The organism is Streptomyces aurantiacus, from assembly GCF_001418335.1.
GTDB classification, from domain to species: domain Bacteria; phylum Actinomycetota; class Actinomycetes; order Streptomycetales; family Streptomycetaceae; genus Streptomyces; species Streptomyces aurantiacus.
Genome location: NZ_LIPP01000149.1, coordinates 16,750 through 30,167, shown reverse-complemented (window position 1 = coordinate 30,167; position 13,418 = coordinate 16,750). Strand labels below are relative to the sequence as shown.

Annotated in this window: 14 protein-coding genes and 1 pseudogene; 4 read left to right on the top strand and 11 right to left on the bottom strand. The window is 70.8% G+C overall.

Going from position 1 to position 13,418, the window contains the following annotated elements; genetic code table 11:
* Positions 1-25: 25 nt before the first annotated feature.
* Genes AOK01_RS20595 through argC form a run of 5 tightly spaced genes read right to left on the bottom strand, consistent with a single transcriptional unit; the run spans position 26 to position 4,913 of the window.
* Positions 26-562: an arginine repressor gene (locus AOK01_RS20595; protein WP_055513813.1), complete on the bottom strand. Its 537-nt coding sequence runs from the start codon at positions 560-562 to the stop codon at positions 26-28.
* 7 nt (positions 563-569) lie between these two features.
* Positions 570-1,814: an acetylornithine transaminase gene (locus tag AOK01_RS20590; protein WP_055513811.1), complete on the bottom strand. Its 1,245-nt coding sequence runs from the start codon at positions 1,812-1,814 to the stop codon at positions 570-572.
* The gene (gene argB / locus AOK01_RS20585) at positions 1,811-2,713 is read right to left on the bottom strand and encodes an acetylglutamate kinase (protein ID WP_055513809.1); all 903 of its coding nucleotides are present in this window, start codon (positions 2,711-2,713) and stop codon (positions 1,811-1,813) included. Before argB ends, AOK01_RS20590 begins: the two co-directional genes overlap by 4 nt.
* A complete protein-coding gene (gene argJ, locus AOK01_RS20580) occupies positions 2,710-3,888 on the bottom strand; it encodes a bifunctional glutamate N-acetyltransferase/amino-acid acetyltransferase ArgJ (protein WP_055513806.1) in 1,179 nt (392 codons plus the stop codon). Before argJ ends, argB begins: the two co-directional genes overlap by 4 nt.
* Entirely contained in the window at positions 3,885-4,913 is a 1,029-nt protein-coding gene (argC, locus tag AOK01_RS20575) for an N-acetyl-gamma-glutamyl-phosphate reductase (RefSeq protein WP_055513804.1), read from the bottom strand. The genes argJ and argC overlap by 4 nt, the downstream gene beginning before the upstream one ends.
* Positions 4,914-5,348: 435 nt before the next feature.
* On the opposite strand from argC, the gene AOK01_RS20570 reads away from it, so the two are divergent.
* The gene (locus tag AOK01_RS20570; RefSeq protein ID WP_055513947.1) at positions 5,349-5,828 is read left to right on the top strand and encodes a DUF6314 family protein; all 480 of its coding nucleotides are present in this window, start codon (positions 5,349-5,351) and stop codon (positions 5,826-5,828) included.
* Here AOK01_RS20570 and AOK01_RS20565 read toward each other — a convergent pair.
* The 5 genes and pseudogenes from AOK01_RS20565 to AOK01_RS20545 all read right to left on the bottom strand — a co-directional run bounded on the left by AOK01_RS20565 (position 5,810) and on the right by AOK01_RS20545 (position 9,799).
* Positions 5,810-6,394, bottom strand: a complete 585-nt coding sequence (locus AOK01_RS20565) for a histidine phosphatase family protein (protein ID WP_055513802.1) — start codon at positions 6,392-6,394, stop codon at positions 5,810-5,812. The genes AOK01_RS20570 and AOK01_RS20565 overlap by 19 nt on opposite strands.
* Positions 6,395-6,526: 132 nt before the next feature.
* Positions 6,527-6,852 (bottom strand): annotated as a pseudogene (locus AOK01_RS20560) (RNA-guided endonuclease TnpB family protein); the annotation flags it as partial.
* 354 nt (positions 6,853-7,206) lie between these two features.
* On the bottom strand, positions 7,207-7,644 hold the full coding sequence (locus AOK01_RS20555; RefSeq protein ID WP_055513798.1) for a hypothetical protein: 438 nt from the start codon (positions 7,642-7,644) through the stop codon (positions 7,207-7,209).
* 227 nt (positions 7,645-7,871) lie between these two features.
* Positions 7,872-8,333 carry a GNAT family N-acetyltransferase gene (locus AOK01_RS20550; protein ID WP_055513796.1) on the bottom strand — a complete coding sequence of 154 codons (462 nt, stop codon included), beginning with the start codon at positions 8,331-8,333 and terminating at the stop codon, positions 7,872-7,874.
* A 17-nt stretch (positions 8,334-8,350) separates the two neighbouring features.
* Positions 8,351-9,799, bottom strand: a complete 1,449-nt coding sequence (locus AOK01_RS20545; protein WP_079103593.1) for an aminotransferase-like domain-containing protein — start codon at positions 9,797-9,799, stop codon at positions 8,351-8,353.
* On the opposite strand from AOK01_RS20545, the gene AOK01_RS20540 reads away from it, so the two are divergent.
* Both AOK01_RS20540 and AOK01_RS20535 read left to right on the top strand, forming a co-directional pair.
* Positions 9,798-10,727, top strand: coding sequence for a DMT family transporter (locus AOK01_RS20540; RefSeq protein WP_055513791.1), 930 nt, complete (start codon positions 9,798-9,800; stop codon positions 10,725-10,727). The two genes, AOK01_RS20545 and AOK01_RS20540, sit on opposite strands and share 2 nt — an antisense overlap.
* A 94-nt stretch (positions 10,728-10,821) precedes the next feature.
* Positions 10,822-11,019 carry a DUF1918 domain-containing protein gene (locus tag AOK01_RS20535; RefSeq protein ID WP_055513945.1) on the top strand — a complete coding sequence of 66 codons (198 nt, stop codon included), beginning with the start codon at positions 10,822-10,824 and terminating at the stop codon, positions 11,017-11,019.
* A gap of 38 nt (positions 11,020-11,057) precedes the next feature.
* On the opposite strand, the gene AOK01_RS20530 is transcribed toward AOK01_RS20535, so the two are convergent.
* Positions 11,058-12,329 carry a glycoside hydrolase family 10-like protein gene (locus AOK01_RS20530; protein WP_055513943.1) on the bottom strand — a complete coding sequence of 424 codons (1,272 nt, stop codon included), beginning with the start codon at positions 12,327-12,329 and terminating at the stop codon, positions 11,058-11,060.
* Positions 12,330-12,500: 171 nt separating this feature from the next.
* Here AOK01_RS20530 and AOK01_RS20525 point away from each other — a divergent pair, with 171 nt between their 5' ends.
* Positions 12,501-13,361: a 3-hydroxybutyryl-CoA dehydrogenase gene (locus AOK01_RS20525; RefSeq protein WP_055513789.1), complete on the top strand. Its 861-nt coding sequence runs from the start codon at positions 12,501-12,503 to the stop codon at positions 13,359-13,361.
* Positions 13,362-13,418: the final 57 nt, after the last annotated feature.

Here is a 13,418-nt window from a genome sequence, read left to right as displayed (position 1 = left end):
GGAACTGCGCGAGCAGCCACAAACGCTAGTGATGGTTCTGGGCCAGCCGGAGCAAGTGGTCCGCCAGGGCCTGCCCACCCGTCGGATCACGGCTGATCAACAGCAGCGTGTCGTCGCCGGCGATCGTGCCGAGGATGTCCTGCAACTCCGCCTGGTCGATCGCCGAGGCGAGGAACTGCGCCGCCCCCGGCGGGGTCCGCAGGACCACGAGGTTGGCGGACGCCTCCGCGGAGATCAGCAGCTCCGCGGACAGCCGCTGCATCCGCTCCTCCTTCGCCGACTCCCCCAGCGGAGCGCGAGGCGTACGGAAACCCCCCTCACTCGGCACCGCGTAGATCAGGTCGCCGTCGTTGTTGCGGATCTTGACCGCGTTCAGCTCGTCCAGGTCCCGGGAGAGCGTCGCCTGCGTGACGTTCAGCCCGTCGTCGGCGAGGAGTTTCGCCAACTGGCTCTGGGAGCGCACCGGCTGCCGGTTGAGGATGTCCACGATCCGGCGGTGGCGTGCGGTGCGGGTCTGCGGAACGGCGGGCCCCGCGTTGTCGTGATCCTGCGCCTGACTCATCGTCGTCTCATTCTCCGGTTCGTCCGTCCCCGTCGGTGTCGGTCACCGCGTCGAGAACAGCCGGGAGAGCCCGGAGGAACGCGTCCACCTCGTCCTCGGTGATGTTCAGGGGCGGCATCAGCCGTACGACATCGGGGGCGGGCGCGTTCACCAGGAGGCCGGCGTCCTGAGCCGCCTGTTGCACGCGGGGTGCGAGCGGCTCGGTGAGCACGATACCCAGGAGGAGGCCCACGCCCCGGACGTGGTCGATCAGCGGGTGGCCGAGGGACTCGATCCCCTCGCGCAGCTTCTCGCCGGCCCGCTTCACGTTCTCCAGCAGGCCCTCCGTCTCGATGGTGTCGAGGACGGCGAGGCCCGCGGCGCAGGCGACCGGGTTGCCGCCGAACGTCGTGCCGTGGTGACCGGGCTTGAGGAACTGGGCGGCGCGTCCGAAGGCGACGGTCGCGCCGAGCGGCAGGCCCCCGCCGAGGCCCTTCGCCAGCGTGACGACGTCGGGCAGGACGCCCTCGTGTGCCTGGTACTCGAACCAGTGCCCGCTCCGGCCGATCCCGGTCTGCACCTCGTCGAGGACGAGGAGGCTGCCGGTGGCGGCGGTGATGGCACGGGCCGCCTTGAGATAGCCGGGGGGTGGCACGACCACGCCGTTCTCGCCCTGGACCGGCTCGATGACGACCAGCGCGGTGTCCGCGGTGACGGCGGCGGCCAGCGCCTGCGGGTCCCCGTACGGGACGTGGGTGACGTCGCCCGGCAGCGGCAGGAACGGATCGCGTTTGCCCGGCTGGCCGGTGAGGGCGAGGGCGCCCATGGTCCGGCCGTGGAAGCCGCCGTCGGTCGCCACCATGTGCCCGCGGCCGGTCAGCCGGCCGATCTTGAAGGCTCCCTCGTTGGCCTCGGCGCCCGAGTTGCAGAAGTAGACGCGGCCGTCCCGCGCGAAGAGCTGGAGGAGCCGTTCGGCGAGCGCGACGGGCGGCTCGGCGACGAAGAGGTTGGAGACATGGCCGAGGGACGCGATCTGCCGGCTGACGGCCTCGACGATCGCCGGGTGGGCGTGGCCGAGCGCGTTCACCGCGATCCCACCGACGAAGTCCAGGTACTCCGTGCCGTCGGCGTCCCAGAGCTTGGTGCCGGCGCCGCGGACGAGGGGCAGCCGAGGGGTGCCGTAGTTGTCCATGAGCGCGCCCTGCCAGCGCCGGGTGAGCGCCAGGTTGGCGGTCGGATCCTCGCCTGCGGTCGGCTGTTCGTCGGCGGTCATGCGTCCCCCTCCGCATCGGGCACGACCATCGTGCCGATGCCTTCGTCGGTGAAGATCTCCAGCAGGATCGAGTGCTGGACCCGGCCGTCGATGACCCGGGCGGTGTTCACCCCGTTGCGTACGGCGTGCAGGCAGCCCCGCATCTTCGGCACCATGCCGCTGGCCAGCTCGGGCAGCAGCTTCTCCAGTTGCTTCGCGGTGAGCCGGCTGATGACCTCGTCGGAGTTCGGCCAGTCCTCGTAGAGGCCCTCGACGTCGGTCAGGACCATCAGTGTCTCGGCACCCAGCGCCGCAGCGAGAGCCGCAGCCGCCGTATCAGCATTGACGTTGTAGACATGTCCGTCGTCCTCGCTGCGGGCGATCGACGAGACGACCGGGATGCGGCCGTCGGCGAGCAGTGCCTCGATCGCGCCCGTGTCGATCGCGGTGATCTCGCCCACCCGCCCGATGTCGACCAACTCCCCGTCGATCTCGGGCCGGTGCTTGATGGCGGTGATGGTGCGCGCGTCCTCGCCGGTGAGCCCCACGGCGAGCGGACCGTGCTGGTTGAGCAGCCCGACAAGCTCGCGCTGGACCTGCCCGGCGAGCACCATGCGTACGACGTCCATGGCGTCCTCGGTGGTGACCCTGAGGCCCGCCTTGAACTCGCTGACGATGCCGTGCCGGTCCAGGGCCGCGCTGATCTGCGGGCCGCCGCCGTGCACGACCACGGGCTTGAGCCCGGCCTGGCGCAGGAACACGACGTCCTGCGCGAAGGCGGCCTTCAGGTCCTCGTCGATCATGGCGTTGCCGCCGAACTTGATGACGACCGTCTTTCCGTTGTGCCGGGTCAGCCAGGGCAGCGCCTCGATGAGGATCTGGGCCTTGGGCAGCGCGGTGTGCTTCCGCGTGGCGCTCATGACGAGTAGGCGCTGTTCTCGTGGACGTACTCCGCGGTGAGGTCGTTGGTCCAGATCGTGGCGGTCCGGTCGCCCGCGGCGAGGTCGGCGACGATGTGGACCTCCCGGTAGCGCATGTCGACCTGGTCGCGGTCCTCGCCGACCGAGCCGTTCTTACAGACCCGGACACCGTTGATGGCGACGTTCAGCTGGTCGGGTTCGAAGACGGCGGACGTCGTGCCGATGGCGGAGAGCACGCGGCCCCAGTTGGGGTCCTCGCCGTGGATCGCGCACTTGAGGAGGTTGTTGCGGGCGATGGAGCGGCCGACCTCGACGGCGTCGTCCTCGCTCGCCGCGTTCACGACCTCGATCCTGATGTCCTTGCTCGCGCCCTCGGCGTCCCGGATCAGCTGCTGGCCGAGGTCGTCGCAGACGGTCCGTACGGCCGCGGCGAACTCGGCGTACTCCGGGGTGACCCGCGAGGCGCCGGAGGCGAGCAGCAGCACGGTGTCGTTGGTCGACATGCAGCCGTCGGAGTCGACCCGGTCGAAGGTGACCTTCGTGGCCGCCCGCAGTGCCTTGTCCAGGGTGTCGCTGTCGACGTCGGCGTCCGTGGTGAGGACGACCAGCATCGTGGCGAGGCCGGGGGCGAGCATGCCCGCGCCCTTGGCCATGCCGCCGACGGTCCAGCCGTCGCCCTGCGCGACCGAGGTCTTGTGGACGGTGTCGGTGGTCTTGATGGCGATGGCGGCCTTCTCACCGCCGTGCGGGCTGAGCTGGGCGACGGCCTTGTCGACGCCCGGCAGCAGCTTGTCCATCGGCAGGAGGAGGCCGATGAGGCCGGTCGAGCAGACGGCGACCGTGCCCGCGGCGTGACCGCCCGTGTCGTCGAGCCCCGCGCTGTTGAGGGAGTCGGCGGCCTTCTCGGCGGTGGCGTGGGTGTCCTGGAAGCCCTTGGGTCCCGTACAGGCGTTGGCACCACCGGAGTTGAGGACGACGGCGGTCAGCTGACCGCCCTTCAGGACCTGCTCGGACCACAGCACCGGCGCGGCCTTCACGCGGTTGGAGGTGAAGACGCCTGCGGCGGCGAGACGGGGCCCGTTGTTGACCACGAGGGCCAGGTCGGGGCCGCCGCTCTCCTTGATCCCGGCGGCGACACCGGCCGCCGTGAATCCCTGTGCTGCCGTGACACTCACGGTGCGACTCCGATCGTGGAAAGCCCGGTGGTCTCGTCGAGCCCGAGCGCGATGTTCATGCTCTGGACGGCACCGCCCGCGGTGCCCTTGGTGAGGTTGTCGATGGCGCTGATCGCGATGATGCGCCCCGCGGCCTCGTCGTACGCGACCTGCACCTGAACAGCGTTGGAACCGTGGACGGACCCGGTCGCCGGCCACTGCCCCTCGGGCAGCAGGTACACGAAGGGCTCGTCGGCGTAGGCCTTCTCGTAGGCGGCCCGTACGGTTTCCGCGGTGGTGCCGGGCTTCGCCTTGGCGCTGCACGTGGCGAGGATGCCGCGGGGCATCGGGGCGAGGGTCGGGGTGAAGGACACGGTGACGGGCCCGCCCGCGGCCACGCCGAGGTTCTGGATCATCTCGGGGGTGTGCCGGTGGACACCGCCGACCCCGTACGGGGACATGGACCCCATGACCTCGCTGCCGAGCAGATGCGCCTTGGGCGCCTTGCCGGCGCCGGACGTCCCGGACGCGGCGACGACGACGGCCTCGTGCTCGGCAAGGCCGGCCGTATAGGCGGGGACGAGGGCGAGGGTGACGGCCGTCGGATAGCACCCGGGCACCGCGATGCGCCTGGTCCCCTCCAGTGCGGCGCGGGCACCCGGCAGCTCGGGAAGCCCGTAGGGCCAGGTCCCGGCATGCGCGGAGCCGTAGAACCGCTCCCAGTCGGCCGCGTCCTTCAGCCGGAAGTCGGCGCCCATGTCGACGACCAGAACCTCCGGGCCGAGTTGCTCGGCGACGGCGGCGGACTGCCCGTGGGGCAGGGCCAGGAAGACGACGTCGTGCCCCGCGAGCACCTCGGCCGTGGTCTCCTGGAGTACGCGGTCGGCCAGCGGCAGCAGATGCGGCTGGAGCGCACCGAGCCGCTGCCCCGCGTTGGAGTTGCCGGTCAGGGCACCGATCTCGACCCCGGGATGCACCAGAAGCAGCCGCAGCAGCTCCCCGCCCGCATACCCACTCGCTCCGGCCACTGCCGCACGTACCGCCATGGAACCCTCCTCTTGGATGGCATGACTATACGTATCGTTGCACGTTTATGCAATCTTGGTCGAAGAGGGCGGCCGGCGTGTACCGAACCTTGGTGGTGCGCGACGCTCATGGTGTGCGCCTGGGCATCACCACCGGGAGAAGCCGCGGAAAGCTTCGCCGAGCAGTCGAGAAGGTCGAGAAGGCGGACGCGAACGCAGCGCGAGGTGTCCCCGGGGCCCGGATGAGCCGTGCGGCCCGAGCCCATCTGGGCCTCGCTCCAGGACAAGGGCTCGTCGTCCACACGGTGCTCGCCTTTCTGCTCCTGACCACGTCCGGAAGCCTGTACATGGCTGTTGTGCTCCGACTCAATACTTCGGACGGCAGGATGGGCAGGAGGCACGAGCCCGTCAATGGGCTGGACAGGTCGGACAGGAGTGGTCGCGGTGACGGAGGCGATGGCCGGGTTCCGGCCCGTGAGCGATGTGCTGGCGTACCTGGCCGGGGGCTGGCGCGTCGAGCGTTCGGTGCGGGACCTCGCGAGCGGGGCGAGTGGCACCTTCGGCGGGACGACGGTGTTCGAGCGGCTGGATGGCGACGACTCCGGCGCCCATCCTCACCCCGGCTCCCGCTCCGGGCTGCTCCACCACGAGTCCGGCACCTTCGTGTGGCAGGGCGTGGCCCGGCCCGCCGAGCGCACCCTGCGGTTCCTGCCGGGCGACGGAGCCGGACGGGCCCGCGTACAGTTCGCGGACGGCCGCCCCTTCCACGACCTGGACCTCACCTCGGGGCGGTACGTCGCCGACCATCCGTGCTCGGCCGACCTCTACCGGGGCGAGTTCACCGTGTACGACGCGGACCGCTGGCGGACGGTGTGGCGGGTGGGCGGCCCCGCCAAGGACCTGGTCCTCACGACGGACTACACGCGGTCGTACTGAGGGTCGAACCGGAGGTTCCAGCGGCCGGCCCGGCCGGTGAGCGTGGCCGTCGACAGGGGGCGGACGTCGAGGTTCCAGTACGTCGACGGGTGCGCCTTCAGGGCGTAGACCAGCGCGGCGCGTACGACCGCGGGCTCCGCCACGGCGACGATCCGGCCGCCGTCGTCGGCGGGGCGGGTGTCGAGCCAGCCACCGACCCGCTGGACGAACTGCACCAGCGGCTCTCCGCCGTGGGCCGCGGAGTACGGGTCGGCGAGCCAGGCGTCCACGGCCTCCGGTTCACGGGCCATCGCCTCGCCGAGGGTCAGTCCGCGCCAGCGGCCCATGTCGCAGTCCCGCAGGGCCGGTTGGGCCAGTGGCGCGAGCCCCAGCGCGTCACCGGTGGCCCGGCTGCGCGGCGTCGGCGAGCAGTACCGCAGCTCGGCCGCCGCCAACGGCACCAGCGCGTGGGCGACACGCTGCACCTCACCCCAGCCCGCCTGGTCGAGCGGCCGGTCGTCGTCGAAGCGCTCGGCGAGCAACGAGGAACCGCGGGCGGCGGCGATCAGCGTGACCCGAACATGCATGCGGCGATCGTGAGCGCCGGGGCTGAGCGGGTCAAGAGCTGATCGGCTGCGCTCACCGAATGCTCACGGGTGACTCCTCCCTCCGGATGAATCCGGGGGCTTCTCCTGTCGGTGGCTAAGGGCTGTCCCGACCATGTCGATGCCGGTCACGGCGCCGGTGGCAGGGAGCGGTTCGGCGGGCACGTTGTCGCAGGCAAGAATGACGTACCACTGTCGGCCGCGTTTGACGGAGACGGTCTTGACCCGGCCCTTGACGGGCCGGTGCTGGTGGACGCGGACGTGTCCGATGCCTTGGAGGCGGACGCGGGTGACGCAGTCGCGCGGGGTGGAGTCCCACCGGCAGCCGTCGCCGTCCTTGGGGAAGTCCACCGTGTCGAACCAGTTCTGTCCAGGCGGCGCAGGGTGGCCTGCTGCGAGGAGAACGACCAACGGCCCTGACGGTCGGGGTCATACGATCGCCGGGTCAACGTGCTCGGCGCGAAGGTCCTCGGCAGCGAGCCGGACCTGGTCCGGCAGCGCACCAGCGGGAAGATCGACGCGGAGATACTGCTGGACTTCGTCTGCGGGAGCTGGTCTGGCGGCAGGCGAAGTACGAGGACTGTCCGCAACGCAGCCAGACCAGCACCGACTCCCTCGGCGAAGCCGTCGACCAGGCAATGACCCAGCGACGAAACCGAATCCGAGGATCAGCAAAGAACTGCACCCGAGCCGCTTGGCAGACTGAGGAATCCCACCCAGACTTGCGCGCCCAAAGCATGGACGGCGCCCAGACATGTAGCGGAGTCCGGGCGCCATGCATCGCTACGGGTAGGTCAGTTCCGGGCGTCGTTGAGAAGTTGCTGCCACCCGTTGGGGACCTGCTCCCACTTGCCGGTCGTGTTCTCCTGGAGGGTCACCGTCACAAATGCGGCGCCCCCTGGGCCCAAGTCGACAGTGAAGTTGTAGTCGGTGCTGGTGCCGGTCCCCCGGCCGCACGCCGTGCGCGTTTGTACCTTCGGGGTTGACGACGGGGTCTCGTAAATCTCGAACAGTGCCTGAGCACACCCTGTCGTGTGGGATTTCACCGTCCCCTGCACCACAACATCACGGTTGTAGAAGGAGACACTCCCTATGATGTGACCGTACGCGGGATCCCCTCTTTCATATTTGTCGATATCGAGCGGGGCCGCCGCAGCCGTTCCGGTGCCCACGACTCCGAAGAGTCCAGCACACACCGCGATGGTGGCGGCGCCACCCAGAAACCTCTTCATGGAATTTTCCCCCTCCGTAAGCAAGTGAGCAGCACCGCCCACCTGCTGGTCGTCCGCGACCTTACCTGGCTGACCGCCTTACTGGCCGGGTCAAGATGAAATCGGTGCGTTGGACGGGCAGTTGTGTGCTGACCGGCAGGATCTACCGGCATCGTGTTGGGGGTCCCGCCAATGCTGCAGTCGTACCTACTAAGCGGATGGATGGCCGGTGGAAGGTCGACGCAAGGTCATTCGAGGCCCAGCGCCATCCATCGCTCGGGGCGGTCGAGCGCCCGGAAGCCGAGCTTCTCGTAGACCCCGTGCGCGTCCTCGGTGGCGAGCAGCACACGCCGCACCCCCAGCGGCCGGAGGTGTTCGCGCACCGCGGCGACCAGGGCGGTCCCGACTCCCTTGCCGCGCGCGGACGGGTCCACGTACACGTCGCAGAGCCAGGCGAAGGTCGCTCCGTCGGTCACCACCCGCGCGTACGCCGCCTGGTCGCCCGAACTCGCCTCGTAAACGCCGAAGTTGAGCGATCCGGCCATCGCGCGCTCGTGGCTCTCACGTGGCCGCCCGAGCGCCCAGTACGCGTCGGTGGCGAGCCAGCGGTGGACGCGGCCGACGTCGATACGCGCGGGGTCGGTCGAGATCTCGTAGCCCTCGGGCAGGCCCGGCGTGAGGCCCGGTACGGGGCCCGGTATGTCGTTCATGGCGGGAGGCTCGCAGGTCAGGGCCCCGCTGTCGAACCGATTTCCGCGCAGGCGGTACGCAGTCGCCGGACGCCCTCGGTGATCTCCGCGGTACTCGCGACCGCCGCGAAGCTGAGTCGCAGATGGGCCGCCGGGGGCTCCGCGCTGAAGTAGGGGCGGCCGGGGGTGACGGCCACGCCCGCGCGCAGGGCCGCCGAGAGCAGGGCCCGCTCGTCCGTGCCGTCCGGCAGGCGCAGCCACAGGTGGTAGCCGCCGGACGGGACGTGGGGCAGGGCGAGTTCGGGCAGGCTCAGCCGGAGCGTGGCGGTCATGGTGTCCCGGCGGTGCCTCAACTCCCGTGCTACGGCACGCAGATGGCGGGGCCAGGCGGGTGAGCCGACGAGTTCAAGGGCCGCCTCCTGGAGGGGACGCGGTACGAAGAAGGTGTCGACGACCTGGATCGCCCGCAGCCGTTCCAGGACGGGCCCGCGGGCGGCCAGTGCGCTCACCCGGAAACTCGGTGAGGTCGCCTTGGTCAGCGAGCAGACGTGCACGACCACTCCGTCGGGGTCGTCCGAGGCCAGCGGGCGCGGCAGCGGTCCCGCGTCCTCGTGCACGAGCCGGCGTACAAAGTCGTCCTCGACGACGAACGCGCCCGCCGCGCGGGCGATCCCGAGCACCTCGCCCCGCCGCTGCGGGGCGAGCACCGCGCCGGTCGGGTTCTGGAACAGCGGCTGGCAGACGAAGACCCGGGCGCCGGTGGCCCGGAAGGCGTCGGCGAGCAGCTCGGGCTTCACGCCGTCCCGGTCCACGGGCACGGGCACGGGCCGCAGTCCGGCCGCGCGGGCGATCGCCAGCATGCCGGGGTACGTGGGCGACTCGACGAGGACCGGGGCACCGGGCGGGGCGAGTGCGCGCAGCGCGGTGGTCAGCGCGGACTGCCCGCCGGCCGTGATCAGCACCTCGGCGGCGGTGACGGCCCCGCCGATGCCCCGCGCGAACCACTCGCGCAGTTCCAGCAGCCCGTCCATCGGCGGACGTGCCCAGGCACCCGGGCGCCGGCCCGCCCGGGACAGCGCGGCGGCCATCGCCCGTTCCGGCTGCAGGGAGGGGTGCAGATAGCCGCCGTTGAGCTCGATGACTCCCGGCGGCGGTGCGGCCAGCGAGACGAGCACGCCCGAGGCGTCCACCGTGCGGGGTACGAGTTCGGAGGTGGCGTCCGCGCTGAGCGCGACCTCCTGCCACGAGGTGTCCCCGACTGCGGGCCCGGCCTCGCGCGGTCCGGCCCGGAACGCCCCCGCCCCGGGCCGGGTGACCACAAGCCCCTCGGCGGAGAGCTGGGCCAGCGCCCTGGACACGGTCACGGGGCTCACTCTGAACCGCTCGACGAGTGCCCGGCTGGACGGCAGCTTTCCACCAGGAGAGTAGCGGTCGAGCTCACTTCTCAGTCGATCTGCCAGATCACCGACGCTGCTACGCTCATGCATGAGAGCAGAGAATAGCGCTATCACGCGGACCTCGATAGCAGTGCCCCAGGGCGCCGACGCCGACCAGCCCGGCCCCCGGGCCGGGACCCTCCTCGCCGCGCTCGGGGTCATCGCCTTCTCTCTCACCTTCCCCGCCACCGCGTGGGGCCTGGAGGGCTTCGGCCCCTGGTCGCTCGTGGCGGTGCGCAGCGTCCTGGCCGCGGTCGTCGCGGGCGGCTGCCTGCTCACCCTGCGCGTCCCGCTCCCCGGCCGCCGGCACTGGGCGGGGCTGGCCGTCGTCGCCGCCGGAGTCGTCCTCGGCTTCCCGCTGCTCACCACCCTCGCCCTGGAGACGTCGACCACCGCGCACGCCGCGGTCGTCGTGGGCCTGCTTCCCCTGACGACCGCCCTGTGCTCGGCCCTGCGCGTCGGCACCCGCCCCTCGCGCACCTTCTGGGCGGCGGCGTCCGCGGGCGCCGTCGTGGTGATCGCGTTCACCGTGCAGCAGAGCGGCGGCGCCCTGAGCAGCGCGGACGCCTATCTCTTCGGAGCGCTCCTGGTCTGTGCGGCGGGCTACACGGAGGGCGGCCGGCTGGCCCGGGTGATGCCGGGCTGGCAGGTCATCGGCTGGGCGCTGGTCCTGTGCCTGCCGCTGACGGCGCCCGTGGCCGCGATCGCGCTGTCGCAGGAGCCCGTACGACTGACCGCGCACAGCGTGGCCGGGCTGTTGTGGGTCGCGGCCGGCTCGCAGTTCCTCGGCCTGGTCGTCTGGTACCGCGGGATGGCCGCCATCGGCATCCCGAAGGCCAGCCAGTTGCAGTTGGCACAGCCGCTGCTCACACTGGTGTGGTCGGTGCTGCTCCTGGGCGAGCGACTGACCCCGGCGGCCCCGCTGACGGCCGCCGCCGTGCTCGTCTGCATCGCCGTCACCCAACGGGCACGGGGCTGAGCGGACCGTACGAGCCGGCCCCAACTCGCGCTACGCGCCGTAGACTTGCGGTCACGAATCGCCACTGCCCGTGCGGAACGAGGAGGCCCTCCCGATGCAGGCAACCGTAGGCGACCATTTGCTGGTGCACGGCAGGATCGTCGGGCAGCACGACCGGGTCGCGGAAGTCATCGAGGTGCTCGGACAGCGGGGGAACCCGCCCTACCGGGTCCGCTTCGAGGACGGCCACGAAACGCTGATGTCGCCCGGCCCCGACTGCGTGGTCCAGCACCACGAGAGCAGCCCCGGATAGGCGGCCCCGGACAGGTCGGTGTGTGAGGTTCAACCAGGTCAGTGTGTGAGCTTCGACGACTTCTGGTAGTGGTCGGCGACCACCTTCGCCATGGCCCCGACAGGGTCGGCGGCCACTTCCCTGGCCGCGAAGAAGACATGCCCGCGCACCTGCGGATACTGGTTGGTGAAGGTGAGGTGCCGGGACAACTCCGCCGGGTCCTGCCACGCCGCGGGCTGCGCCGGGTCCCCGGCCTTGTAGAGCGCCTCGCCCACGTACAGCCGGGTGCCGCTGCCGCGCGCGACCTCGGACCACCAGGGGACGAGCTCGGCGTAGTCGGCGACGGCGAAGCCGATGTTCCAGTACAGCTGCGGGCAGATGTAGTCGATCCAGTTCTCCCGGACCCACTTGCGGGTGTCCGCGTGCAGGTCGTCGTACGTCTGCACACCGTCCCGGGTGTTTGAGCCCAACGGGTCGGTCCCGGCGTGGCGCCACACCCCGAACGGGCTGATCCCGAACGGTGTGCCGGGCCGGACCTTTTTGATCCGGGCCGCCGTCTCCCGTACCAGCCGGTCGATGTTGTCGCGCCGCCACGACGCCCGGTCCGGAAACTTCCCGCCGTGCGCGGCGTACGCGGCGTCGTCGTCGAAGACCTGGCCCGCGACCGGATACGGGTAGAAGTAGTCGTCCCAGTGGACGGCGTCCACGGCGTACTTCTTCACCGCGTCGAGCATCGCGTCCTGGACGAAGGCGCGTACCTCCGGCAGACCAGGGTTGTAGTAGAGCTTCCCGCCGTAGGGCACGACCCAGTCGGGATGCTTGCGGGCCGGGTGCGAGGCGACCAGCTTGCTCGGGTCGGTGTGGTTGGCGACGCGGTACGGGTTGAACCAGGCGTGCAGTTCCAGGCCGCGCGCGTGGGCCTCCTCGACGGCGGTGCCGAGCGGGTCCCAGCCGGGGTCCTCGCCCTGGACACCGGTCAGACACTGCGCCCAGGGCTCGTACGGCGAAGCCCACAGGGCGTCGGCCGTGGAGCGCACCTGGAAGATCACGGTGTTCAGCCTGCGCTCCACCGCCGTGTCGAGGTGCGCGACCAGTTCGGCGCGCTGCCGGGCCGCGGTCAGACCCGGCTTCGAGGGCCAGTCACGGTTCGCCACGGTCGCCACCCACATGCCGCGCAGCGCGCCGACGGGATCGCCGCGCCGGGGAGCACGGGAGTCCCCGCTCCCGGAACCCTCGGACATCTCCGCCGCCACGGCCAGGCCCGCGGTGACGAGTCCCGACAGTCCGACCGCCGCTGTCGCCGCGAAACCCCGTCGTGACATACGCCTCATGCCGTGCACCCCAAACTCAGCGGGTCCGCTGGTCACGGACCGTCCACCTCGCACAGCATGCCTGACCCGGCCGGTCGAACGGGGACAGATCCGAGTAACGTGCGTGGCGGCGTCGGGTACCGGACACCGGACACCTGCCGACCCCATGACAGTGAGAGCGAAAGGGACGATGTGACCGACATCGAACGCGTCGGAGTGGTGGGCTGCGGCCAGATGGGTGCGGGCATCGCCGAGGTGTGCGCCCGCGCCGGCCTGGAGGTGAAGGTCGCCGAGACCACGGGTGAGGCGTTGGAGATCGGCCGGACCCGGCTCTACAACTCACTCTCCAAGGCGGCCGAGCGCGGCAAGATCTCCGAGGAGGAGCGGGACGCCACCCTGGCGCGGCTCTCCTTCACCACCGACCTCGGCGAGTTCTCCGACCGCGATCTGGTGATCGAGGCGGTCGTCGAGAACGAGCAGGTGAAGACCGAAATCTTCCAGGTGCTCGACCAGGTGGTGACCCGGCAGGACGCGATCCTCGCCTCCAACACCTCCTCCATCCCGCTCGTGCGGCTCGCCGTCGCCACCTCGCGCCCCGACCAGGTCATCGGCATCCACTTCTTCAACCCGGCCCCGGTGCAGAAGCTCGTCGAGCTGATCCCGGCCCTCACCACCTCCGAGGGCACCATCAGCCGGGCGCAGTCCCTGGTGGAGAAGATCCTCGGCAAGCACGCGATCCGCGCCCAGGACCGCTCGGGCTTCGTGGTCAACGCACTGCTGATCCCGTATCTGCTCTCCGCGATCCGGATGTTCGAGTCCGGCATGGCGAGCCGCGAGGACATCGACAACGGCATGGAACTCGGCTGCGCCCACCCGATGGGCCCGCTCAAGCTGTCCGACCTGATCGGTCTGGACACGGTGTCCTCGGTCGCGTACTCGATGTACGAGGAGTACAAGGAGCCGTTGTACGCGGCTCCGCCGCTGCTGCAGCGGATGGTCGACGCGGGGCGCCTGGGGCGGAAGTCGGGGTCGGGGTTCTACACCTACGTGTAAGTGGTCCGGTGAGTGCCCGGTGATCGCGGCCGGGGTGATGTCCGGTTGTTCGTCGGG

Excerpts from the sequence above, each read along its gene's own strand:
- AOK01_RS20595 (WP_055513813.1), bottom strand. The coding sequence starts at position 562 with ATGAGTCAGGCGCAGGATCACGACAACGCGGGGCCCGCCGTTCCGCAG.
- AOK01_RS20590 (WP_055513811.1), bottom strand. The coding sequence starts at position 1,814 with ATGACCGCCGACGAACAGCCGACCGCAGGCGAGGATCCGACCGCCAAC.
- argB (WP_055513809.1), bottom strand. The coding sequence starts at position 2,713 with ATGAGCGCCACGCGGAAGCACACCGCGCTGCCCAAGGCCCAGATCCTC.
- argC (WP_055513804.1), bottom strand. The coding sequence starts at position 4,913 with ATGGCGGTACGTGCGGCAGTGGCCGGAGCGAGTGGGTATGCGGGCGGG.
- AOK01_RS20570 (WP_055513947.1), top strand. The coding sequence starts at position 5,349 with ATGGCCGGGTTCCGGCCCGTGAGCGATGTGCTGGCGTACCTGGCCGGG.
- AOK01_RS20565 (WP_055513802.1), bottom strand. The coding sequence starts at position 6,394 with ATGCATGTTCGGGTCACGCTGATCGCCGCCGCCCGCGGTTCCTCGTTG.
- AOK01_RS20555 (WP_055513798.1), bottom strand. The coding sequence starts at position 7,644 with ATGAAGAGGTTTCTGGGTGGCGCCGCCACCATCGCGGTGTGTGCTGGA.
- AOK01_RS20550 (WP_055513796.1), bottom strand. The coding sequence starts at position 8,333 with ATGAACGACATACCGGGCCCCGTACCGGGCCTCACGCCGGGCCTGCCC.
- AOK01_RS20540 (WP_055513791.1), top strand. The coding sequence starts at position 9,798 with ATGAGAGCAGAGAATAGCGCTATCACGCGGACCTCGATAGCAGTGCCC.
- AOK01_RS20545 (WP_079103593.1), bottom strand. The coding sequence starts at position 9,799 with ATGCATGAGCGTAGCAGCGTCGGTGATCTGGCAGATCGACTGAGAAGT.
- AOK01_RS20535 (WP_055513945.1), top strand. The coding sequence starts at position 10,822 with ATGCAGGCAACCGTAGGCGACCATTTGCTGGTGCACGGCAGGATCGTC.
- AOK01_RS20530 (WP_055513943.1), bottom strand. The coding sequence starts at position 12,329 with ATGAGGCGTATGTCACGACGGGGTTTCGCGGCGACAGCGGCGGTCGGA.